This is a genomic window from Faecalibacterium sp. BCRC 81149 (assembly GCF_022750605.1).
In the GTDB taxonomy this organism is placed as follows: domain Bacteria; phylum Bacillota; class Clostridia; order Oscillospirales; family Ruminococcaceae; genus Faecalibacterium; species Faecalibacterium duncaniae.
This window is the reverse complement of record NZ_QXJA01000017.1, coordinates 1-21,410: the sequence shown is the minus strand read 5'-3', so window position 1 is coordinate 21,410 and position 21,410 is coordinate 1. Positions and strand designations below refer to the sequence as shown.

Here is a 21,410-nt window from a genome sequence, read left to right as displayed (position 1 = left end):
ATTGATGAAACTCTCTGCTTGTATCGTTGTTTACAACGGCTATGACGAGGCGCTGAAGGCGGCGCAGACGGTGCTGCACTGCACACGCCGCTACCCGGTGACCCTTTATCTGGTGGACAATGCCAGCCCGGACGGCAGCGGCAAAAAGCTGGAGCAGGCCGTGGCGGACGGCCTGCTGGCAGCAGGTCCGGGCCAGCAGGTGGTGGTGCACTGCCGCACCGAGAACGGCGGCTTTGGCACCGGCCACAATATGATCCTGCCCGAGCTGGACAGCGATTTCCACTTTATCCTCAATCCGGATATCCAGCTGACCGCTGATACCCTGAGTGATCTGGCCGACTGGATGGCTGCCCACCCGGATGCCGTGATGGCCCGGCCTTCGCTGGTGTTCCCGGACGGCAAGCCCCAGCGGCTGCCCCTGCGCCGGTGCGCCCTGCGGCCCATGCTCTACCGCCAGCTGCCCCGGCTCAGCTTCTGGAAAGGCCAGAACGACCACTACCTGATGCTGGATGAGGACCTGACCAGGCCCATCGAGATCGAGTTCTGCACCGGCAGCTTTTCCGGTGTGCGCACCAGCACCTTCAAGGCGGTGGGCGGCTTTGACGAGAGCTACTTCATGTATGTGGAGGATGCGGACCTTACCCAGAAGATGCGCACCCGGGGCAAGGTGTATCTGGTGCCCCAGTATACCGCCATCCACGCCTGGCACCGCGCTGCCCACCGGGACCTCAAGCCCGCCCTCTGGCAGACGGGAAACCTGCTGAAGTATTTCCATAAGTGGGGCTTCAAGTGGTAAGAAACGCTCCACCATCGCGATGTGCTGCCGCCGTGGGCGGCTGAACGGTTCTGTTTGACGGCCTGTTCCGGAAAAAATTCTGGAACAGGCCGTTTTTTCTTGCTTTTTTTTCGATTTGAGAGTAGAATAAGGTGTAAAACTATCTGATGCCGCCCCGCGCGGCCAGAACTTTTACCCTGTAACTTTGTTGACAGCGGACGCAGCTCCGCTTTGAATATTACGAGGTGAGCGTTTCATCCCGTATAGCTGCACAACTTTTTCAATACAAATAAAGGAGTGCACAAATTATGAAAGGCATTATTCTGGCCGGCGGTGCCGGCACCCGGCTTTATCCGCTGACGATGGTCACCAGCAAGCAGCTGCTGCCTGTCTACGATAAGCCCATGATCTACTATCCTCTGTCCACCCTCATGCTGGCGGGCATTCAGGATATCCTGATCATCTCAACCCCCACTGATACGCCGCGCTTTGAGGCGCTGCTGGGCGATGGCAGCCAGTACGGCATCCATCTGCAATATAAGGTCCAGCCCTCTCCCGATGGTCTGGCACAGGCCTTTATTCTGGGCGAAGAGTTCATCGGCGACGACTGCTGCGCCATGATCCTGGGCGACAACATCTTCTACGGCAACGGCTTCTCCAAGATCCTCAAGACTGCCGCCGCCAATGCAGAGACCAAAGGCCGCTGCACTGTGTTCGGCTATTATGTGCAGGACCCCGAGCGTTTCGGCATCGTGGAATTTGACCAGAACGGCAAGGTGCTGAGCGTGGAAGAAAAGCCCGAGCACCCGAAGAGCAATTACGCCATCACCGGCCTGTACTTCTACAACAAGGAAGTGGTCCGGATGGCAAAGCAGGTCAAGCCTTCTGCCCGCGGTGAGCTGGAGATCACGACCCTGAACGATATGTACCTGAAGAAGGACGAGCTGGATGTCCAGCTGCTGGGCCGAGGCTTTGCATGGCTGGATACCGGCACGATGGAGAGCCTGGTGGATGCCGCCGACTTTGTCCGCATGGTCGAGAAGCGTCAGGGCATCAAGATCAGCGCCCCCGAAGAGATCGCCTTCAAGTACGGCTGGATCGACCGCGAGACCCTGCTGGAGAGCGCTTCCCGTTATGGTAAGAGCCCCTACGGCCAACACCTCAAGAACGTGGCCGATGGAAAACTGAGATATTGATGCAGGAGGGGAATCACCCATGAAAATCATCGTCACCGGCTGCAAGGGCCAGCTTGGCACCGAGATCATCAAGCAGCTGCGGGAGGGCCGCAGCGAGATCGGCCCCATTCCCGAAAAGCTGATGAATGCCACCGTGATCCCGGTGGACCTGCCGGAGCTGGACATCTCCAACTATAAGATGGTGGATGACTTTATCCGCCGCCAGCGCCCGGATGTCATCATCAACTGCGCCGCCTACACCAACGTGGACGGCTGCGAGGTGAACCACGACGCAGCCTTCAAGGCAAACGCTCTGGGCCCCCGCAATCTGGCACAGGCCGCCGAAAAGACCGGTGCCCGCCTGGTGCATGTCTCCACGGACTATGTGTTCTCCGGCCGTGAGAACGGCGGCATTGCACAGGACGAGGCCACCATTCCCGGCCCCATCAGCGCCTACGGCTCCACCAAGCTCATGGGCGAAAAGTATGTGGAGCAGTTCTGCCACCGCCACTTTATCGTCCGCACGGCATGGCTGTACAGCTACTACGGCAAGAACTTCGTCAAGACCATCGTCAACGCTGGCCGGAAATTCGGCAAGCTGGAGGTGGTCAACGACCAGTGCGGCAACCCCACCAACGCGGTTGACCTGGCCCATGAGCTGCTGCAGCTCTGCGTGACCCATGAGTACGGCCTGTATCACTGCACCGGTGAGGGCATCTGCTCCTGGTACGATTTTGCTTCCGAGATCATCCGCCTGTCTGGTGTGGATGCCTCTGTGGCCCCCTGCACCAGCGAGGAGTACAAGGCCAAGCACCCCGAAAGCGCCGACCGCCCCAAGTGGAGCGCACTGGACAACCGGATGCTCCGCTGCACCGTGGGCAACGATGTGCGGGACTGGAAAGAGGCCCTGGCCTGCTTCTTTGAGCACTGGGACGGCGAGAATGGAATGAAATAAGGGGAAAGCTTCCCCAAGAAGATAAAACCTGAAAATTGAGGTAGAATAAACCTATGAAAAAATATCTGATCACCGGCTGCGCCGGTTTTATCGGCTCCAACTTTGTCCACTATATGCTCAAGAAGTACCCCGAGATCCTGCTGGTCAACCTGGATAAGCTGACCTACGCGGGCAATCTGGAGAACCTGAAGGATGTGGAGGGCGACCCCCGCCATGTGTTCGTGCAGGGCGATATCTGCGACAAGGAGCTGGTGGAGAGCCTGTTCGCAAAGTACGATTTCGATTATGTCATCAACTTTGCCGCTGAGAGCCATGTGGACCGTTCCATCAAGAACCCCGAGATCTTTGTCCAGAGCAACGTCATGGGCACCGTGAACCTGCTGCAGCGTGCAAAGGAAGCCTGGTACGATGCCGATGCCAAGACCTGGAAGGAAGGCAAGAAGTACCTGCAGGTCTCCACCGATGAAGTCTACGGCGCTCTGGGTGCCGAGGGCTTCTTCATGGAGACCACCCCGCTGTGCCCCCACAGCCCCTACTCCTCCTCCAAGGCCAGCGCCGATATGTTTGTTATGGCATTCCACGATACCTACGGTATGCCCATCAACATTACCCGCTGCTCCAACAACTACGGTCCCTATCAGTTCCCTGAGAAGCTGATCCCCCTGATGATCAACAATGTCAAGCACCACAAGCAGCTGCCTGTCTACGGTGACGGTATGCAGATCCGTGACTGGCTGTACGTTGAGGATCACTGCAAGGCCATCGATATGGTCTGCAACGGCGGCAAGATCGGCGAGGTCTACAATGTGGGCGGCCACAACGAGCGCCCCAACATCTTCATCGTCAAGACCATCATTGAGCAACTGCACGACCGCCTGAAGGACGACGGCATCAGCGAGGATCTGATCAAGCACGTTGCTGACCGTCTGGGCCACGACCGCCGCTACGGCATCGACCCCACCAAGATCAAGAACGATCTGGGCTGGTACCCCGAGACCCCGTTCGAGAAGGGCATCGTCCTGACCATCGACTGGTATCTCGAGCACGAGGAGTGGATGGAGCACATCACCAGCGGCAACTACCAGAAATACTACGAGGAAATGTACAAGAATAAGTAAGTTCTTGTTCGGTATATTGAAAAAGAGGGAACGTCCATCCGCAGACTGTTCGTAAAACAGTATTCAACAAATGACACGGCAACTGGATGTCAGGATTGGTTACGGTTCGCTCCGCTAGGTCTAAAAAGCAAAAAGTCCCATGCCCGCACCGCCAAAGTGCTGGGCATGGGACTTTTTGCGTCTGGGAACGTTACACCTTTATCGAGGTGTAACATACTAGACTTTGTACCAAAGTCGTGTGCCAAAGGAGATTGTGCTCCCTTGGAATTTCCGTCATCATAGAGGAAAGAAACAATCTATTAACTTTCCCATGCAGCAACAATGCTTCTTTCTGGGTTTTGAGGATCAATAGTCACCTTTATAGGTGTTCCCTTGCTCACGAGAGGATTGAACCAAAACCAATGGGACTGTCCATAATAAGTGTCTTTTCCAATCTTATATTGGTACCGGATCACCCAAGGATAAATTACATCTTCATCAGCAAGGTGATAGGTACTCATGTGGAATTTTATGTGAACCCTTTTTACTGCAGTAACTTTTCCGGAAACAATCTTTCCGTTTTTCAGCAGGTCTGCTTTGCGGATGTCTGTAATCCATGCTACCCCGATAATTGCGATAGCAATAAGCCACGCAGCTATGAGTGCCCCGATTCCAACTTGCTTATAGGCGATAGAAATCAGAAAAGCAACAAAAATCCCAACAGCACCAAGAATATGGAGCAAATCTTTAGAAAAGAACTTATGGATTTTTTTCATGGAGATACACTTCCTTCCACGAGGTTTTGTTACACTTGGAATACGGATAAACCGGGAAGAAGATTGCGGTCATGCCGGAAAGATTTCTCAGCCCAAGCTGATTCCCATGCGTTTGGCAACGGTGAGGAGCTCGCAGCCCTCAGGGATATTGCGGGTCTTACCGGCGATATCCTCCAGACGGTTGGAGATGACGTGGTTGTTCACGAGAGCCACCGTAACGCCGTACTGCTCGATCTCCACCAGCTTGGCGGCGTAGCTGCCGAACTGGGTGGCCAGCACGCGGTCGTAGGCGCTGGGGCTGCCGCCGCGCTGCATGTGGCCCGGGATGCAGACCCGGGTCTCCATGCCGGTCTTTTTCTGGACGGCAGCGGCAATGCGGTTGGTGGCGGTGGTGTAACCGGCCTCGGCGCGCTTGGCGGTCCACTCCTTGCGCTTCAGCTTGGCCTCGTCCACGTTCATGGCACCCTCGGCCACGGCGATGATGGAGAAGTTGGAGCCGCGCTTTGCCCGGCGCTCCACGGCCTCGCAGACGCGGTCGATGTCGTAGGGCTGCTCGGGCAGCAGGATGATATCCGCGCCGCCTGCAATACCGGAGTAGAGGGTCAGCCAGCCGGCCTTGTTGCCCATGATCTCGATGCACATCACGCGGCTGTGGCTGCCGGCGGTGGTGTGGATGCGGTCGATGACCTCGGTGGCAATGTCCACAGCGGTGTGGAAGCCAAAAGTCACATCGGTGCCGTAGATATCATTGTCGATGGTCTTGGGCAGGCCGATGATGTTCAGGCCCTCCTGCGAGAGCAGGTTGGCGGTTTTATGGGTGCCATTGCCGCCCAGGCAGAGCAGGCAGTCCAGCTTTGCGTCCTTGTAGGTCTTTTTCATGGCCGCGACCTTATCGATCTTGTCGTCCTCGACCACGCGCATCAGTTTGAAGGGGGTGCGCTTGGTACCCAGAATGGTGCCGCCCAGTGTCAGGATGCCGCGGAAGTCGTCCTCGCACATCTCCCTGTACTCGCCATTGATCAGGCCGTGGTAGCCGTTCAGGATGCCCACGATCTCCACATTATCACCCATCCGGGCATACAGTGCCTTTGCCACGCCGCGAATGGTTGCGTTCAGGCCCGGGCAGTCGCCGCCTGAGGTCAGGATGCCAACACGTTTTTTCATCTCACAAATCCCTCGTTTCCTCTTGATCTTTCCCGCCGCAGAGCAGGGGATATCTGGTACTATAAGAGTATTCCCAAAGGGGAAATGTGTCAAGAAAAAATTTTGTAAAAAGAAAAAAGAGACACACCGAAGTATGTCTCTTTTTCGATCGGAGCAGCGGGATTTGAACCCACGGCCTCCTCGTCCCGAACGAGGCGCGCTACCAACTGCGCTATGCCCCGAAAATACCGCAGCCGGAAGGCGACTGCGGTTTTTTGGTTGGGGATGAGAGAATCGAACTCCCACAAGTAGAGTCAGAGTCTACCGCACTACCACTATGCAAATCCCCATCATTCTGTTGTCGTCAGCTTTGAACCTCGCCGCTGACAAGGGATATTATACTATACAGCCCGGGTCTTGTCAACACTTTTTTTGAGTTTTTTCGCCTGAGCAGAAAATGCCAAAAACTTTCTCTTTCCGGCAAAGTATGTTAGAATAGAGCCACTAAGATTCAGGAGGATATTTTTATGCTGAAACGTCTGCGCGCAAAGCATCCCATCGGCTTCTGCGTTTTATCCGAGGTGCTGTTTCTGGGCAGCCTGCTGCTGGCATCCTATCTCATTGTGTTTGCACTGGTGCTCTTTGGAGTGGACCTGGAACGGGTGGACTCCTACTTCCTCAGCGCCGTGCAGGAGGCGGTGGGCATGGTGGTGGCGTTGGTCATTCTGGGCCGCACCGGTAAGATGTACCTGCTCCGCCGCCGGGGCAGCGGCTTTTTCAACGGGTTGCTGGTGGGAATGTATCCGCTGGTGCTCATCGGTTACAGCCTGTATACCAAGCTGATGTTCGGGATGCCCGAGGATGGCCAGCTGCAGCCTGCGTTCAGCATCTTCAGCTTCTTTTTGAGCATGGCACTGGTGGGCGTGGCGGAGGAGTTCATCTTCCGCGGGGTCATTGCCCAGAGCCTGCTGGAGCGCTTTGGCACCGGCAGGGCGGGGGTCTGGAAAGCCTGCCTGCTGTCGGGCCTGCTGTTTGGCGCGGCCCACCTGACCAATCTGCTGTCCAGCGCTCCCTTCGGTGTGCTGATGCAGTGTGTCTTTGCGGCATCGCTGGGCACGCTGTTCGCAGCCATCTATTTCCGCACCGGCAACCTGTGGGTCACGGTGTTCCTGCACGGGGCCATGGACATTGCTTCTATGCTGGTGGGCGGTCTGTACGGCACGGAGGACGTGGCCGAGAGCATTTCGGGCTATGATGCCAGCATGATGCTCTCGATCCTGATCTATCTGATCCCGACTCTCTTCCTGCTGCGCAAAAAGAAGATCGGCGAGGTGGCGCTCTACTTTGGCCGGGACTGCGCCCCGGCAGCTGCTCCGCCCCCGGAGGAAAACGGGGAACGGCTCCGGTAAGCCCTCTTGCCTTTTGAAACAAAAAGGATTACAATCAGTCAAGGCAAACTGAGAGACAAATACTTCGATTCGGAGGAGAAGATATTATGGCATGTACAACGCTTCTGGTTGGTAAAAACGCATCCTATGACGGCTCCACCATGATCGCCCGCAACGACGATTCCGGTTCCGGCCATTTCACGGCAAAGAAATTCGTGGTGGTCCAGCCCGAGGAGCATCCGGCGGTCTACCGTTCGGTGCTGTCTCATGTGGAGATCCCGCTGCCCGGTGACCCCATGCGGATGACCGCCATGCCCAACGCCGTGGAGGGCAAGGGGATCTGGGCCGCAGCCGGTGTCAATGCCGCCAATGTCGGCATGACCGCCACCGAGACCATCACCTCCAACCCCCGCGTGCTGGGCGCTGACCCGCTGGTGGTGTACCAGCCTGCCAGGGGGGAGCAGCCCGAGGTGCCCGGCGGCATCGGCGAGGAGGACATCGTCTATCTGGTGCTGCCCTACATCCACACCGCCCGCGAGGGCGTGGAGCGGCTGGGCAAGCTGCTGGAGACCTACGGTACTTACGAGATGAACGGCATTGCATTCCAGGACGTGAACGAGATCTGGTGGCTGGAGACCATCGGCGGCCATCACTGGATGGCACGCCGCGTGCCCGATGACAGTTATGTGGTGATGCCGAACCAGCTGGGCATCGATGCCTTTGATCTGGACGATGCCTTTGGCGCGCAGGAAAACCATCTCTGCTCGGCTGACCTGAGGGAGTTCATTGCAAAGTATCACCTGGACCTGGCACAGGACGGCGTGTTCGACCCTCGTGCCGCCTTTGGCAGCCACACCGATTCCGACCACGTTTACAACACGCCCCGCGCCTGGTACATGCTGCGCACCCTGAACCCCACCACCTGGGTCTGGGATGGTCCCGATGCCGACTATACCCCGGCTTCCGACGACCTGCCCTGGTGCATGGTGCCTGAGAAGAAGATCACCCCCGAGGACGTGAAGTATGTGCTGTCCAGCCATTATCAGGGCACGCCGTACGATCCGTATGCAAGCTACGGTGCCAGAGAGAACCGGGGCGTTTACCGCTCCATCGGCATCAACCGCAACGACTTTGTGGCGCTGATTCAGCTGCGGCCTGATCTGCCCGCCGACCTGCAGGCAGTGGAATGGGTGGCCTACGCCTCCAATGCCCTGAACGCCATGGTGCCCTTCTATGCCAACGTGGAGATGACCCCGGCCTATCTGGCCGGCACCACCGGTGAGGTGTCCACCGACAGCTTTTACTGGGTCAGCCGGATGATCGCTGCGATGGCGGATGCTTCCTATGGCAAGTCGGTGTTCCATGTCGAGCGCTATGAGCTGGGGGTGCTCTCCGCCTGCCGTGCCCTGCTGAATCAGTATGACGCAAAGCAGCTGGCCGAGACCGACCCCGCCCGCCGCGCCGCCCTGCGCCAGGAGGCCAACGAGGCCCTGGCCGCTGAGGTCAAGGCCCGCGCCGCCGACACGCTGGATAAGGTGCTGTTTGAGCTGAGCAGCAATATGAAGAACGCCTATTCCCGTTCGGATATGTGATATTTGAACGATATAATCCATCTGGTAGAAATAAGAATGCCCTGTACCATGCAAAACGGTACAGGGCATTGTTGTTTTGAAAGATAATTTAAGCGGCCAGAGCGGTCTTGATGGCGTTCATCACGGCATCGCTGTTCTCACAGCACACCATGACCACTTCGCCGGTGGGGACAGTGGCCACCTTGGCGGCGGCGGCGATCTGGTACTGATCCTCGAGGTAGTGCTCCATCGTCTGCTGCTGGTTCTGGATATAGGCATCCATTGCGTCCACGACCTCCTGCGTCTTGCCCTCAGCAGGCTTGATGATGGCAACGCCGTAGCTCTGCACCATCATGGAAGAGAGGGAGGCGGCAAGATCGGTGTAGCTGCCCTCGGGCAGGTCCAACAGGGGGAGCAGCATGTTCTGAATCTCATCGTTCAGGTCATCCGCCGGATAGCTGGCGCTGTAGCCGTACTGGGCGGTGAACTTGCCGTCCTCTGCCGGGGAGAAGATCATATAATAATCATTGTCCTCGGCTTCCCGGGCATCGTGGATGATCTGGGTGTAGTCTTTGGGGGTGGTATCTTTTTTGCTGCCGCAGCCGGTGAACACCAGCAGGGCACAGCCAAGAGCCAGCAGAGCGGCGAGAATGCGTTTTTTCATGGTCGTAGTTCCTTTCGTCTGACAAAGGCAGGGTGATTGTGATCAGTCTGCCCGCCTTTGGGGGCGTTTATGCAGCCGCTGAACGGCGGCCTTGTATCAGGAATACGGCCCGGAAGGCCGGAAGATTGCACGGCAGTTGTAACAGTTCTGTGAACGGCTTACAGCTGCAGTGCCTCCAGATCACCGTGGTTGACCGGAGTAGAAAGGATGATCTGGGTGCTGGTGGTGCCCAGTTTCTGGAACTGCAGGATCAGGTGCTCCAGCTGGGGCATGCTGCCGCAGCTGACTTTGATGAGGAAGGTGTAGGCACCGGTGACATGGTAGCACTGCAGCACCTCCTTGCTGTTCTGCATCAGCTCCACCAGTTCGTCCCGGTGGCTGGGTGTGACGGACAGGCTGATGAGCGCGTCCACATAGACACGGTCTGCCGGGCGGTTCAGCACCACGGTGTAGCCGCTGATGATGCCGTCGGTCTCCAGCTTGTGGATGCGGCTGGAAACAGCCGGGCTGGTCAGTGCCACCTGCTCGGCGATCTCCTTGACGGGCATCCGGGCATTTTTTGCGAGAAGGGAGAGGATCTTGCGGTCTAAATCGTCCATGAGAAAGGTCTCCTTTTATATTTTTGTTGAATTATACAAAAATTTTTGAAAGTAAAGTTTTACTGTTGTCGCAATCGCATAAACTGCGGAAAAACTCGCTTTTGTGTTTTCTGTGTTAATTATATAAAGTTTTGATCGAAATGTAAAGTGCTAAATTAAAGCAAATGTCAAAAATTTTGTTTGACAAGAAAAGAAAAAAGCGTATAATACATATCGCGAGGCACGGTAAGCGCCAAAGACTGCGCAAAACATGTTGTTTCTCAAGTGCCTGCATTTGAATTGCGATTCCCAACTTTATATACTTTCCCACCCCTCTATACACAAAAACCCGCTGCCAGGCGGGTTTTTGTGTTTGTTGGGGATTTTTTTATTTGTTCGAGACGATAGGACGGCGGGGAGTTTCCCAAAGCAAGTGTCCGGAGGGTGGGACCCGACTGCCGTCAGGCAGTTGGGCGGGGGATGGAATGCCCCGTATCACTTGCGTGGGAAAGCTCCCCAACGGCCGATTCCCTTTATTAAACCAAGAATCCCTCAAAACAGTGCAGGTCCTCGGTTTTGACGATGCCTTCCAGATAAAGCCCGTCCTCCCGGTACTCCTCCAACTGCACGCTGCCCCGCTCCCGCATGGGGGCGGCCAGGCCCAGTTTATCATAAGGCAGCAGCACCCGGATGGTGTGCACCCGGTCACTGAGCAGCTCGTCCAGCTTTTTCAGCAGGGCATCCAGACCGTAGCCGGTCTTGGCGCTGGTCAACAGGATGTCCGGGTCAAAGTTCAGGGCATTGGGCTTGTCACATTTGTTGTAAACGGTCAGGCGGGGGATGTCGGCACAGTCCAGCCCGTCCAGGACCTCATCGGTAACGGCCAGCTGTTCTTCCCGCTGGTCGTCGCCCGCGTCCGCCACCCGCACGATGACATCAGACCATGCGGCTTCCTCCAGCGTGGATTTGAAGGCCTCCACCAGATTGTGGGGCAGGCGGGAGACAAAGCCGACCGTGTCCACCAGCAGAACGGCCATGCCGCTGGGCAGAACCAGCTTCCGGCTGGTGGGGTCCAGGGTGGCAAACAGCATGTCGGCCTCGGCCACGCTGGGGCCGCACAGGGCATTCATCAGGCTGGATTTGCCCACGTTGGTGTAACCCACAAGGCTGACCACCGGCATTCCGGTCTTGGCCCGGGCCTTGCGGCTCTCGCCCCGGCGCTTTTCCATCTCGGCCAGCTTTTCGGCCAGTGCGTCGATGCGGGCGTGGACGTGGCGGCGGTCCAGCTCCAGCTTGGTCTCACCGGCACCACGGCGGGCACCACCACCGCCGCCGCCACCGCCGCCCTGGCGGCTCAGGCTTTCGCCCATTCCCTGCAGGCGGGGCAGGCGGTAGCGCAGAAGCGCCAGCTCGGTCTGCAGCTTGCCCTCGTTGGTCACGGCGCGGCTGCGGAAGATCTCCAGAATCAGCATGGTGCGGTCAATGACCTCCATGCCGCCCAGCGCCGTGGAGATGTTGCGGATCTGGCTGCCGGTCAGCTCGCCGTCAAACACGGCACATTCGGCACCCAGCTCCGCGGCGGCAGCGGCGGCCTCCTCCAGCTTGCCGCTGCCCAGCACGATGCCGGTCTCGGGGGTCTGCCGCTTCTGGGTCACAGATGCCACAGCCTCCATGTGGTTGGCCTCGCAGAGTGCAGCCAGCTCGTTCAGGCTGCGCTCACAGTCCCAAAGCCCCTGATCCAGGGCCAGTAAGATAACCTTTGTGGGGGGCGTTTCTACTAAAATGTCATAAAGTTCGCTCAAAATAAACCTCTCAGTTCTTCGTAATGTTCTCTTGTCAATGCGTAGCACCTGCAGGCAACCGGTGTGCCGTCAAATTTGTGGTAGACAGCATCGTGGTCGTAGACAAAGCCGGCTTTCTGCTGGACCCGGCCGCTGGCAGGATTTTCAAACGCATGGCAGCAGGCCAGCCAGCTACTATCTGTATTTTTGAACCAGTATTCTACCACTGCTTTTAGCGCTTCGGTGGTAAAACCTTTGTTCCACCAGGCCTTGCCGATGCAGTAGCCCACTTCCCACACGCCGTTTGTGTGGTCGAAGCCGGGCCAGGGGTCACGCTCCGGCTCGGCGGAACTGGATGTGAACACGCCGATGGTGCCAAACAACTGTCCGGTGGCCTTTTCCACAATGCCCCACTCGTAGTAATCTCCATTGGGGTAGAGAAGCGCCCATGCGGCCAGCAGTTCCCGGGTCTCGTCCACGTTTTTATGGGGCTCCCACCGCAGCCAGCGGGTCACGTCCGGGTCGTTGGCCCAGTTGGCGTACATCATGGGGGCATCCTCCGGGGTCAGCGGGCGGAGAAGCAGCCGCTCCGTTTCAATCGTTTGTGTGCCTGCGTGGCGCATGGTACATCTCTCCTCACATGTAAAAGTTACGCATAGGATAGCACAAAACTGCCCTGCCTGCAAGCGATGCCTCAAAAAAACGCTTGACAAGAGTCGAAACTTCATTAAACTGAAGAATATAGAGCTCATTTGTGAGATGCGAGGAAGTATATATGATGAACATTCGCGAACTGTTGCAGACCCGCCCCCTGCTTTTTGATGGTGCTATGGGTACCTATTATAAGGCGGCTCCCGGGGTGGAGTGCGAGCAGGCCAACCTGACCGACCCGGCGGGGGTGCTGGCTGTCCACCGGGAGTATCTGGCGGCAGGGGCTGATGCCGTCAAGACGAATACCTTCAGCCTGCCCCGGCTGGCGGCGGCACACGCGCCCGGCTGGGAACAGCTGGCGCAGGCAGGCTGGCAGCTGGCTGTGCAGGCCGCAGAGGAGATGGGTGCCGCCGTTTTTGCAGACCTCGGCCCGGCTCCGGATACCGAGGCGGTTCCGGCGGGGCAGGTATATACGGCTGTGGCAAAGCAGTTCGCGGCGCTGGGAGCCAGGAATTTCCTATTCGAGACCCTGAGCTCCGATGCGGGCCTTCTGGATGCCGTGGGGGCCATCAAGGCGGAAGTGCCGGATGCCTTTGTGCTGGTGTCCTTTGCGGTCCTGCCCGACGGCTACACCCGGGAGGGTATGTACTGCAAAGACCTTGCCCGGCGGATGCAGGAAAGCGGCATCGTGGATGCCGTGGGCCTGAACTGCGTGTCGGCACCCGGTGCCATGCGCACACTGGCAAAGCAGCTGGGGGGCACGCTGCCCCTGTCGGTCATGCCCAACGCGGGTTATCCCGTTGTCACCCGGACGCAGGTGAAGTATCAGGGCAGGCCGGAGTACTTTGCAAGGGAGCTGGGCCGTCTGGCCGCCGAGGGCACGGTTCAGATCCTGGGCGGCTGCTGCGGCACTACCCCTGCCCACATTGCCGCCCTGCGGGCGGAGCTGGACCGCCTGCCCGTGGTGGAAAAAACGGCTCCGGCAGAAGAGTTTTCCACCGTGAAGGAACAGACGGTGGAAAATGAGGACGCTTTCCTGCGTAAGCTGAACGCAGGGGAAAAGGTCATTGCCATTGAGCTGGATTCTCCCCGCAATGCGGACCTGACCGGTTATCTGGAAGGGGCAAAAAAGCTGCAGGCGGCGGGCGCTGACCTGCTGACCATTGCCGACTGCCCCATTGCACAGGCCCGGATGGATTCCTCTCTGGTGGCCTGCCGGGTCCACCGGGAGCTGGGGCTGTGCACCCTGCCCCACATGACCTGCCGCGACCGCAACCTGAACGCCACCAAGGCCCTGCTGCTGGGCCTGTATGCCGAGGGCGTGCGGGAGGTGCTGGCCATCACCGGTGATCCCATCCCCACGGCAGAGCGGGACGAGGTGAAGAACGTTTACCAGTTCAACTCCCGCAAGCTGGCCCAGTACATCGTCTCGCTGGCAGGGGAAGGCCGGGAGATGCCCGGCCCCATGACCGTGTTCGGTGCCCTGAATCTGAATGCCCGCAACTTTGATGTGGAGCTGCGCCGGGCAAAGGAGAAGCTGGAAAACGGCATGAGCGGCTTTCTGACCCAGCCGGTGCTCTCGGCACAGGCGGTGGAAAACCTGAAAAAGTCCCGGGAGACGCTGGGGGCCGATGCAAAGATCCTGGCCGGTATCATGCCGGTGGTCAGCCAGCGCAACGCCATCTTCATGGAGAACGAGATCAACGGCATCCATGTGGAGGACTGGATCATTGAAAAGTTTGCCGGGCTCGACCGTGCCCAGGGCGAGGAGCTGGGTCTTGCCATCTCGCTGGAAATGGCAAAGGCCGCCCTGCCGTATGCGGACGGCCTCTACCTGATGACCCCCTTCAACCGGGTGGCCCTGATGGAGCGGCTGATCGGCAGATTGAAGCAGGAAGTTCTCGGAGCATATTGACAAAACGCCAAAAAAACGTTATATTCTTTGTATAAATGCAACGAGAAAGAGTGTGCGCGGCAAACCGCCTTGCAGAGAGCCGGGGTCAGGTGAGAGCCCGGCAGGTAAGCGCTGCGCACTGTCGCTTTTGAGCAGGGGCGGTGAAGCCAGTAGCCGCCCTCGGAGCTGCCCCACGTTACCGGGGCATCAAGGGGCACAGGCTGTGTTTGCAGCCGGTGCAATTTGGGTGGTACCGCGGTATGTAGTTTACAGCCGTCCCATGGAACGTTCCGTGGGGCGGCTTTTTTCGTCCCACTCATCACATTTTTGGGAGGATACAATGAAAGAACTCGCAAAACAGTACGATCCCAGCCAGGTGGAAGACCGCATCTACCAGTTCTGGCAGGACGGCGGCTACTTCCACACGGAAGCGGACCCCGACAAGAAGCCTTACACCATCGTTATGCCCCCTCCGAACGTGACCGGTCAGCTCCACATGGGCCATGCGCTGGATAACACCATGCAGGATGTGCTCATCCGCACCAAGCGGATGCAGGGCTATGCCGCCCTGTGGGTGCCCGGCACCGACCACGCATCCATCGCCACCGAGGCCAAGGTCGTGGAGGCTATGCGTGCCGAGGGCCTGACCAAGGAGATGGTGGGCCGCGACGGTTTCCTGGAGCGCGCCTGGGACTGGAAGACCAAGTACGGCAACCGCATCGTCAGCCAGCTGAAAAAGCTGGGCACCAGCTGTGACTGGCAGCGGGAGCGCTTTACCATGGACGAGGGCTGCTCGGATGCCGTCAAGGAAGTTTTCGTGCGCCTGTATGACAAGGGCCTGATCTACCGCGGCAACCGGATGGTCAACTGGTGCCCCCATTGCAACACCTCCATCTCGGATGCCGAGGTGGAGTACGAGGAAAAGGACGGCAATTTCTGGCACCTGCTCTACCCGGTCAAGGAGACCGGCGAGATGCTGGAGCTGGCAACCACCCGCCCCGAGACCATGCTGGGTGATACCGCTGTTGCCATCAACGGCGAGGACCCCCGCTATGCCCACCTCCACGGCTGCCATGTTGTCCTGCCCCTGCTGAACAAGGAGATCCCCATCGTCTGCGACGAGCACGCTGATATGACCAAGGGCACCGGTGTCGTCAAGATCACCCCCGCCCACGACCCCAACGACTTTGAAGTGGGTCTGCGCCATGATCTGCCCATCGTCCGGGTGTTTACCTACGACGGCCACATGACCGGTGCTGCCGATAAGGCCGCTGCAGATGCACTGTTTGCCGCAGGCAAGAACACCGTGAACGAGCCCGAGGTACTGGACTGCGGCAAGTATGCCGGCATGACCACCCTCGAGGCCCGCAAGGCCATTCTGGCAGACCTGAAGGAGGGCGGCTTCCTGAAGGAGATCGAGCCCCTGAAGCACGAGGTCGGCACCTGCTACCGCTGCCACTCCACCATCGAGCCCATGGTCTCCAAGCAGTGGTTCGTTAAGATGGAGCCGCTGGCAAAGCCCGCCATCGAGAGCGTGGAGAAGGGCGAGATCAAGTTCGTGCCCGAGCGCTTTACCAAGAACTACCTCAACTGGATGAAGGGCACCCGCGACTGGTGCATCAGCCGTCAGCTGTGGTGGGGCCACCAGATCCCGGCCTTCTACTGCGATGACTGCGGCGAGACCGTGGTCGCCAAAGAGATGCCCTGCACCTGCCCCAAGTGCGGCGGCAGCCACTTCACCCAGGACCCCGATACCCTGGATACCTGGTTCTCTTCCGCTCTGTGGCCCTTCAGCACTCTGGGCTGGCCCAATGAGGACAGCGCGGACCTGAAGTATTTCTACCCCACAAACACCTTGGTCACCGGCTATGATATCATCGGTTTCTGGGTCAGCCGCATGATCTTCTCCGGCCTGGCCTACACCGGCAAGGCTCCCTTCGACACTGTCTGCATCCACGGCATCGTCCGCGACAGCCAGGGCCGCAAGATGTCCAAGAGCCTGGGCAACGGCATCGACCCGCTGGAGGTCATTGCCCAGTACGGCGCGGATGCACTGCGCTTCATGCTGCTGGACGGCTCCACCCCTGGCAACGATATGCGTTACAGCGAGAAGAAGGTGGAGGCTGCCCGCAACTTTGCCAATAAGCTGTGGAACGCCACCCGTTTTGTCCTGATGAACCTGCCCGAGGACTTCCAGCCCGGCCTGCCCGAGGAGAGCAAGCTGGACATGAGCGACAAGTGGGTGCTGACCAAGCTGAATCAGGTGGCCGGTGCCATGACCGACAACCTCGACCACTTCGAGATGGGTCTGGCCGCTGCCAAGATCAACAGCTTCATCTGGGATGTCTACTGCGACTGGTTCATCGAGATCGCAAAGCCCCGCCTGAACTCCGGCGATGCAGAGCAGGCAGATACTGCCCGCCGTGTGCTGGTGTATGTGCTGGACAAGGCCCTCAAGCTGCTGCATCCCTTCATGCCCTTCATCACGGAGGAGCTGTATCAGGCCCTGCCCGGCTCCGCCGAGACCATTATGACCCAGAGCTGGCCCACCTTTGACGAGGCACACAACTGGGCCGAGGAAGAGGAAGCCTTTGAAAAGGTCATGGACTACATCAAGGCAGTCCGCACCATGCGCACCGAGATGAATGTCCATCCTGCCAAAAAGACCAGTATGATCATCGAGACGGTTGATCCCGCTCCCTTCCGGAATGCAGAGGTCTATCTGGCAAAGTTTGCCTTTGCCACCGACGTGACCTTTACGGAAAAGTACGAGGGCAGCACCGATGGCATGGTGCAGGTGTCCACCCACACCGCCCGCGGCTTTATCCCCATGATGGAGCTGATCGACCGCGAGAAGGAGCTGGCCCGCCTGAACAAGGAAAAGGCCAAGGCTGAGAAGGAACTGGCCATGTTTGAGAACCAGCTGGCCAACCCCAAGTTCGTGGAGCGTGCCCCCGCCGCTCTGGTGGAAGAGATCCGCGCAAAGCGCACCAACAGCCAGAGCAAGCTGGCCAACATCGAGCAGAGCATCAAGGCTCTGGGCTAAGCGGATGCAGGAACAGAATCAACGCACCTCCCCGTGGCTCATCGCGTGGCGGGTGATCTTTACCTTTGCCCTCATCGGCTGCATCGTGTTCATCTTCTCCAACTCTCTGCAGATCGCGGATGTGTCCGAGGGGGCCAGCGGCCGGGTACTGGGGATACTGCAGGGCATCCTGCGGCATCTGGGGCTTCCCGGTGCCGCTGACCGGCTCACCATGCACATCGTGCGCAAGCTGGCGCATTTCTGCGAGTATCTGCTGGAAGGCTTCCTGCTCATGCTCTGCCTGCGGGTGTACACCCGGCACTTCTTCAAGCATGTGTCCTGGCCCATGCTGGGCGGCCTGCTCACAGCCCTGACCGATGAGACCATCCAGCTCTTTGTGCCGGGCCGCAGCGGCCAGGTCACCGATATCTGGATCGATTTTTCCGGTGTGATGACCGGCCTGCTGGTGGGGCTCATCCTGCTGGGGCTTGTCCGGATGTGCATTATTCTCTATCAACATCGAAACGAGGTTTGACGCAATGACCATTGAACAGGCAAATGCCTATTTTGCATCTCTGCCCGAGGGCTTTGCCCCGGCCCGGCAGCTGCAGGAAGCCCTCTCTGCCAAGGCAGGCCGGGTGGATTATCTGGGCGTAGCCGGTACGGCTGGCAAAACGACCGCCGCCGCCCTCACGGCGGCGGTGCTCAGGGCTGCCGGCCTCGTTACCGGCAGCTACCACGCAGGCTGTGAGCCGCTCTCTGCCCGCATCCGGGTGAATGGGGAGCCTGTGGCACCGGAGCTGCTTGCACAGGCCGCCGAGACCCTGAGCGCCCGGGAGACCCTGCCCCGTGCTGCCGCCGAGCTGGCTGCCGCTGCCCGCTGCTTTGGCGAGGCAGGCTGTGCGCTGGCTGTGGTGGAGCTGCCCGATGCGGGACTTGCCGAGGCCCTGCCCAAGATGCCGGTCTGTGCGGTCACCTCCATCGGCCCGGACGGCATCAGCGCCTCACTGGAGCGCTCCGCCGCGCTGGCGGCCGGTGTCATGCGCAAGGGCAGCATCTGCGTCACCGCGCCTGAGCAGCCCAAGGCTGTGGTCAGTGAGCTCGTCGTGGCCGCCGGTAAGGCAGACTGTGAGCTGGTCGTGCCGGACCCCGATGACATCACCTTCCTCGAAGCCGAAAAGTTCGCCAGCCGTGTGGACTACGGCGGCTATACCGTGCCGCTGGCCTTCCTGGGCCGTCACGCGGCGGGCAGTGCCGCCATTGCGGTGGAGCTGGCCCTGGCCCTCTGCAAAAAGGGCTATGACATCCCCGATGAAGCCATTCTGGAAGGTCTGGCCGCTGTGGGGAACCGCAGCAGCATCCGGGTCCTCTCCCAGCGCCCGCTGGTGGTGCTGGATGCCTGCCGCACCCCGCAGCAGGCCATTGCCCTGCTGCGTGTCCTGAACATGGCCAAGGTGCGCCACCTGAGCGCTGTCATCGGCCTGGCAGAGGAAGAAGGAGCCGAGGCCTTCTTCTCCGCGCTGGAAAGCGGCCTGACGGCTGAGACCCAGAAAAAAGACCGTACCACCATGCCCGGCATGAGCGAGAATCCCTTTGATAAGGTGTTCCTCGTTCCCCCGGCGGGTACGGATGCCGCCATGACCGAGCGCCTGCTGGAAAAGGCACGCTACCACTTTGATGCCGAGCTCTGCGAGAGTCTGGCCGAAGCCGTGGAGCTTGCCCGGGCCAACAGCCGCCGCGGCCTTCTGATCTGCGGCGGCGAAGCCATCGCACTGGAAGCTGCCGATCTGCTGGCTGAAAAGTAAGCGACACCCTTTTCTAAAATATGCCCGAAAGAGCCTGTACACTGATGAAAACGTGTACAGGCTCTTTTATTTTGGTTTAGAGGAAACCGCTCGGGCTGTGTTTCGCACTGCCGCCCTCCCGGAAAGGGGAAGCCTCCGGCAGACCGGACAAGCCTGAGCGATTCACGCAAGGAAAGGACAGAAAATGGCAACAGTTACATTCAGTGCGGCGGACGATCTGCTCTATGCCTATCTGGCAGGTGAGATCGACCACGATGCCGCACAGAACCTGCGCATCCAGCTGGACGATGCCCTTTTGGCCCGCACCCCCAAAACACTGGTGCTCGATCTGGGCGGGGTTGGGTTTATGGATTCGTCCGGGGTGGGGCTGATTCTGGGCCGCCAGCGCTGCGCCCGCAGTCTGGGCGGAACCCTGCGTATCCAGCACGCCCCGGAGCAGCTGCGCCGCGTTCTGCGGCTGGCCAATATCCCCTGCACGGATGCAGGACAGGAGGAATGAAGATGAAAGCGGAAAACACGACCAGGATCCAATTTGATTCCCTCAGCGTCAACGAAGCGTATGCCCGCGGTGCGGCGGCGGCTTTTCTGGCCCGGTATGACCCCACCGTGCCCCAGCTGGCTGACCTGAAAACGGCGGTATCCGAAGCCGTCACCAACTGCATCGTCCACGCCTACCCCGACCGGGTGGGGCCCATCACCATGACAGTCTCCGTTTATCCGGGGCGGGTGGTCAGGATCGTGATCGCAGACAAAGGGGTCGGCATCCCGGATATCCCCAGGGCGATGGAGCCGCTCTTCACCACCGGCAACCCGGAGGAGCGCTCCGGTCTCGGTTTTGCGGTCATGCAGAGCTTTATGGATAAAGTCAGTGTGCGCTCCGCTCCCGGCCGGGGCACCCGGGTCATTCTGACAAAGCATCTGGAGGAAAAGCCCTCTACATAAAAGGAAATGAGGGAATACCATGGTAACGGACAAGACCCGGCGCAGTGCATTCATTGAACAGAACCTCGGGCTGGTACACGCCTGTGCCGGACGCTTCCGGGGCAGGGGCATTGAATACGATGATCTCTACGGTGCTGGCTGCATGGGACTGGTCAAGGCGACCGATGGCTTTGATGAGGGGCGTGGTGTCTGCTTTTCTACCTATGCAGTGCCAGTGATCCTGGGCGAGATCAAAAAGCTCTTCCGGGAGGGCGGCACAGTCAAGGTCAGCCGCTCCTTAAAAGAACTGGGACTGCGGGTCAATGCGGCGCGGGAACATCACAGGAAGCTCTGCGGCACCGAGCCGACCCTTTCTCAACTGGCAGAAGAGCTGGGGGAGAGCGTGGAGAACATCACGCTTGCGATCCAGGCTGCACAGCCCGCCCTGAGCCTGACCCCGGAAGGGGAGAACAATGACCGGCAGATAGATATCCCGGTGGAATCTCCGGAGGAAGAACTTGCGGATAAGATCGGTCTGGCCGAGGTACTGGAAAGTCTACCGGAAGAGGATCGGCTCCTGATCCGCCTGCGGTTCTATGCCAACCGCACCCAGAGTGAGACGGCAAAAGTGCTGCATACCACGCAGGTACAGATCTCCCGGCGGGAGCGCAAGATCCTGCGCAAAATGCGGGAGCGGTTATTGGAATGAGCCGTGCAAAAGAAAATAGGGCTTTTCTTGAAAAATGTGAAAAAAGGGCTTGCTTTTTGTCTGAGTCTGTGCTAGAATACATTACTGTCAGGCGGATGTCTGACACAAACGCTTCAGAAAAAACGGATGAAAAGTGACGAAGGTCGATTGGTTCTTCCAAGAACTTCAAAAAACCTTCAAAAAAGTGCTTGACATTCCAACACAAATGTGCTAGAATGTACAAGCTATCAGCCGCTAAGGCTGAGGCACTACAGGACCTTGAAAATTGAACAATATCGAAAAACTTGTAACGGAACCTATTTTCGTGTTGGAAAAACACGTTAAACAATTCCAAACAAAGTAATTCACACAGGACGCAAGCGATTGCGTGCTGAGCGAAACAAGATTTAACACTTTTTAAGTGATAAATATCATTTATAAAGAGTTTGATCCTGGCTCAGGACGAACGCTGGCGGCGCGCCTAACACATGCAAGTCGAACGAGAGAGAGGAAGCTTGCTTCC

The 21,410-nt window shown here is 58.6% G+C and carries 19 protein-coding genes, 2 tRNA genes, 1 rRNA gene and 1 other annotated feature; of the genes, 14 read left to right on the top strand and 8 right to left on the bottom strand.

The window, feature by feature from the left end:
• Positions 1–4: 4 nt before the first annotated feature.
• The 4 genes from D3F01_RS14050 to rfbB all read left to right on the top strand — a co-directional run bounded on the left by D3F01_RS14050 (position 5) and on the right by rfbB (position 4,023).
• A complete protein-coding gene (locus tag D3F01_RS14050; RefSeq protein ID WP_117506152.1) occupies positions 5–796 on the top strand; it encodes a glycosyltransferase in 792 nt (263 codons plus the stop codon).
• 287 nt (positions 797–1,083) lie between these two features.
• Positions 1,084–1,971, top strand: coding sequence for a glucose-1-phosphate thymidylyltransferase RfbA (gene rfbA / locus D3F01_RS14045; protein WP_156182605.1), 888 nt, complete (start codon positions 1,084–1,086; stop codon positions 1,969–1,971).
• 19 nt (positions 1,972–1,990) lie between these two features.
• Positions 1,991–2,905: a dTDP-4-dehydrorhamnose reductase gene (gene rfbD, locus D3F01_RS14040; protein WP_117534607.1), complete on the top strand. Its 915-nt coding sequence runs from the start codon at positions 1,991–1,993 to the stop codon at positions 2,903–2,905.
• 53 nt (positions 2,906–2,958) lie between these two features.
• Entirely contained in the window at positions 2,959–4,023 is a 1,065-nt protein-coding gene (gene rfbB, locus D3F01_RS14035; RefSeq protein ID WP_117506151.1) for a dTDP-glucose 4,6-dehydratase, read from the top strand.
• Between the two features lie 299 nt (positions 4,024–4,322).
• Here rfbB and D3F01_RS14030 read toward each other — a convergent pair whose 3' ends face one another.
• From D3F01_RS14030 to D3F01_RS14015, 4 genes are all read right to left on the bottom strand, one after another.
• Positions 4,323–4,778, bottom strand: a complete 456-nt coding sequence (locus D3F01_RS14030; protein ID WP_097771809.1) for a DUF3592 domain-containing protein — start codon at positions 4,776–4,778, stop codon at positions 4,323–4,325.
• Positions 4,779–4,865: 87 nt separating this feature from the next.
• Complete coding sequence (locus tag D3F01_RS14025) at positions 4,866–5,942, bottom strand: ATP-dependent 6-phosphofructokinase (RefSeq protein ID WP_005936506.1); 1,077 nt, start codon at positions 5,940–5,942, stop codon at positions 4,866–4,868.
• A gap of 148 nt (positions 5,943–6,090) precedes the next feature.
• Positions 6,091–6,163, bottom strand: a tRNA-Pro gene (locus tag D3F01_RS14020).
• Between the two features lie 34 nt (positions 6,164–6,197).
• Positions 6,198–6,271 (bottom strand) — tRNA-Gln (locus D3F01_RS14015).
• A 177-nt stretch (positions 6,272–6,448) separates the two neighbouring features.
• Here D3F01_RS14015 and D3F01_RS14010 point away from each other — a divergent pair.
• Both D3F01_RS14010 and D3F01_RS14005 read left to right on the top strand, forming a co-directional pair.
• A complete protein-coding gene (locus tag D3F01_RS14010; RefSeq protein WP_242889332.1) occupies positions 6,449–7,330 on the top strand; it encodes a type II CAAX endopeptidase family protein in 882 nt (293 codons plus the stop codon).
• A gap of 86 nt (positions 7,331–7,416) precedes the next feature.
• Positions 7,417–8,901: a C69 family dipeptidase gene (locus D3F01_RS14005; protein ID WP_242889331.1), complete on the top strand. Its 1,485-nt coding sequence runs from the start codon at positions 7,417–7,419 to the stop codon at positions 8,899–8,901.
• Between the two features lie 88 nt (positions 8,902–8,989).
• Here the strand turns inward: D3F01_RS14005 and D3F01_RS14000 are convergent, their stop codons facing one another.
• From D3F01_RS14000 to D3F01_RS13985, 4 genes are all read right to left on the bottom strand, one after another.
• The gene (locus tag D3F01_RS14000; RefSeq protein WP_242889326.1) at positions 8,990–9,544 is read right to left on the bottom strand and encodes a DUF4358 domain-containing protein; all 555 of its coding nucleotides are present in this window, start codon (positions 9,542–9,544) and stop codon (positions 8,990–8,992) included.
• A gap of 158 nt (positions 9,545–9,702) precedes the next feature.
• The gene (locus D3F01_RS13995) at positions 9,703–10,143 is read right to left on the bottom strand and encodes an Lrp/AsnC family transcriptional regulator (RefSeq protein ID WP_097771813.1); all 441 of its coding nucleotides are present in this window, start codon (positions 10,141–10,143) and stop codon (positions 9,703–9,705) included.
• A 515-nt stretch (positions 10,144–10,658) separates the two neighbouring features.
• Positions 10,659–11,924: a GTPase HflX gene (gene hflX / locus D3F01_RS13990; RefSeq protein ID WP_117506146.1), complete on the bottom strand. Its 1,266-nt coding sequence runs from the start codon at positions 11,922–11,924 to the stop codon at positions 10,659–10,661.
• Positions 11,921–12,526 carry a GNAT family N-acetyltransferase gene (locus D3F01_RS13985; protein WP_242889323.1) on the bottom strand — a complete coding sequence of 202 codons (606 nt, stop codon included), beginning with the start codon at positions 12,524–12,526 and terminating at the stop codon, positions 11,921–11,923. The genes hflX and D3F01_RS13985 overlap by 4 nt, the downstream gene beginning before the upstream one ends.
• Positions 12,527–12,678: 152 nt before the next feature.
• Here D3F01_RS13985 and D3F01_RS13980 point away from each other — a divergent pair, with 152 nt between their 5' ends.
• The 8 genes from D3F01_RS13980 to D3F01_RS13945 form a co-directional block, all read left to right on the top strand.
• The gene (locus D3F01_RS13980) at positions 12,679–14,469 is read left to right on the top strand and encodes a bifunctional homocysteine S-methyltransferase/methylenetetrahydrofolate reductase (RefSeq protein WP_242889321.1); all 1,791 of its coding nucleotides are present in this window, start codon (positions 12,679–12,681) and stop codon (positions 14,467–14,469) included.
• Positions 14,470–14,500: 31 nt separating this feature from the next.
• Positions 14,501–14,732: a binding site (T-box leader), on the top strand.
• 56 nt (positions 14,733–14,788) lie between these two features.
• Positions 14,789–17,494 carry a valine--tRNA ligase gene (locus tag D3F01_RS13975; RefSeq protein ID WP_242889318.1) on the top strand — a complete coding sequence of 902 codons (2,706 nt, stop codon included), beginning with the start codon at positions 14,789–14,791 and terminating at the stop codon, positions 17,492–17,494.
• Positions 17,495–17,498: 4 nt separating this feature from the next.
• On the top strand, positions 17,499–18,008 hold the full coding sequence (locus tag D3F01_RS13970; RefSeq protein WP_005936544.1) for a VanZ family protein: 510 nt from the start codon (positions 17,499–17,501) through the stop codon (positions 18,006–18,008).
• A gap of 4 nt (positions 18,009–18,012) precedes the next feature.
• Positions 18,013–19,278: a folylpolyglutamate synthase gene (locus tag D3F01_RS13965; RefSeq protein ID WP_242889317.1), complete on the top strand. Its 1,266-nt coding sequence runs from the start codon at positions 18,013–18,015 to the stop codon at positions 19,276–19,278.
• Between the two features lie 184 nt (positions 19,279–19,462).
• Positions 19,463–19,777 carry an anti-sigma factor antagonist gene (locus D3F01_RS13960; protein ID WP_005936547.1) on the top strand — a complete coding sequence of 105 codons (315 nt, stop codon included), beginning with the start codon at positions 19,463–19,465 and terminating at the stop codon, positions 19,775–19,777.
• Between the two features lie 2 nt (positions 19,778–19,779).
• Entirely contained in the window at positions 19,780–20,220 is a 441-nt protein-coding gene (gene spoIIAB, locus D3F01_RS13955) for an anti-sigma F factor (RefSeq protein ID WP_035395071.1), read from the top strand.
• Positions 20,221–20,239: 19 nt separating this feature from the next.
• Positions 20,240–20,908: a sigma-70 family RNA polymerase sigma factor gene (locus tag D3F01_RS13950; RefSeq protein WP_098923186.1), complete on the top strand. Its 669-nt coding sequence runs from the start codon at positions 20,240–20,242 to the stop codon at positions 20,906–20,908.
• A 413-nt stretch (positions 20,909–21,321) separates the two neighbouring features.
• Positions 21,322–21,410, top strand: a 16S ribosomal RNA gene (locus tag D3F01_RS13945); the annotation flags it as partial.

Coding starts and splice junctions, on each gene's coding strand:
- D3F01_RS14050 (WP_117506152.1), top strand. CDS start 5: ATGAAACTCTCTGCTTGTATCGTTGTTTACAACGGCTATGACGAGGCG.
- rfbA (WP_156182605.1), top strand. CDS start 1,084: ATGAAAGGCATTATTCTGGCCGGCGGTGCCGGCACCCGGCTTTATCCG.
- rfbD (WP_117534607.1), top strand. CDS start 1,991: ATGAAAATCATCGTCACCGGCTGCAAGGGCCAGCTTGGCACCGAGATC.
- rfbB (WP_117506151.1), top strand. CDS start 2,959: ATGAAAAAATATCTGATCACCGGCTGCGCCGGTTTTATCGGCTCCAAC.
- D3F01_RS14030 (WP_097771809.1), bottom strand. CDS start 4,778: ATGAAAAAAATCCATAAGTTCTTTTCTAAAGATTTGCTCCATATTCTT.
- D3F01_RS14025 (WP_005936506.1), bottom strand. CDS start 5,942: ATGAAAAAACGTGTTGGCATCCTGACCTCAGGCGGCGACTGCCCGGGC.
- D3F01_RS14010 (WP_242889332.1), top strand. CDS start 6,449: ATGCTGAAACGTCTGCGCGCAAAGCATCCCATCGGCTTCTGCGTTTTA.
- D3F01_RS14005 (WP_242889331.1), top strand. CDS start 7,417: ATGGCATGTACAACGCTTCTGGTTGGTAAAAACGCATCCTATGACGGC.
- D3F01_RS14000 (WP_242889326.1), bottom strand. CDS start 9,544: ATGAAAAAACGCATTCTCGCCGCTCTGCTGGCTCTTGGCTGTGCCCTG.
- D3F01_RS13995 (WP_097771813.1), bottom strand. CDS start 10,143: ATGGACGATTTAGACCGCAAGATCCTCTCCCTTCTCGCAAAAAATGCC.
- D3F01_RS13985 (WP_242889323.1), bottom strand. CDS start 12,526: ATGCGCCACGCAGGCACACAAACGATTGAAACGGAGCGGCTGCTTCTC.
- D3F01_RS13980 (WP_242889321.1), top strand. CDS start 12,679: ATGATGAACATTCGCGAACTGTTGCAGACCCGCCCCCTGCTTTTTGAT.
- D3F01_RS13975 (WP_242889318.1), top strand. CDS start 14,789: ATGAAAGAACTCGCAAAACAGTACGATCCCAGCCAGGTGGAAGACCGC.
- D3F01_RS13970 (WP_005936544.1), top strand. CDS start 17,499: ATGCAGGAACAGAATCAACGCACCTCCCCGTGGCTCATCGCGTGGCGG.
- D3F01_RS13965 (WP_242889317.1), top strand. CDS start 18,013: ATGACCATTGAACAGGCAAATGCCTATTTTGCATCTCTGCCCGAGGGC.
- D3F01_RS13960 (WP_005936547.1), top strand. CDS start 19,463: ATGGCAACAGTTACATTCAGTGCGGCGGACGATCTGCTCTATGCCTAT.
- spoIIAB (WP_035395071.1), top strand. CDS start 19,780: ATGAAAGCGGAAAACACGACCAGGATCCAATTTGATTCCCTCAGCGTC.
- D3F01_RS13950 (WP_098923186.1), top strand. CDS start 20,240: ATGGTAACGGACAAGACCCGGCGCAGTGCATTCATTGAACAGAACCTC.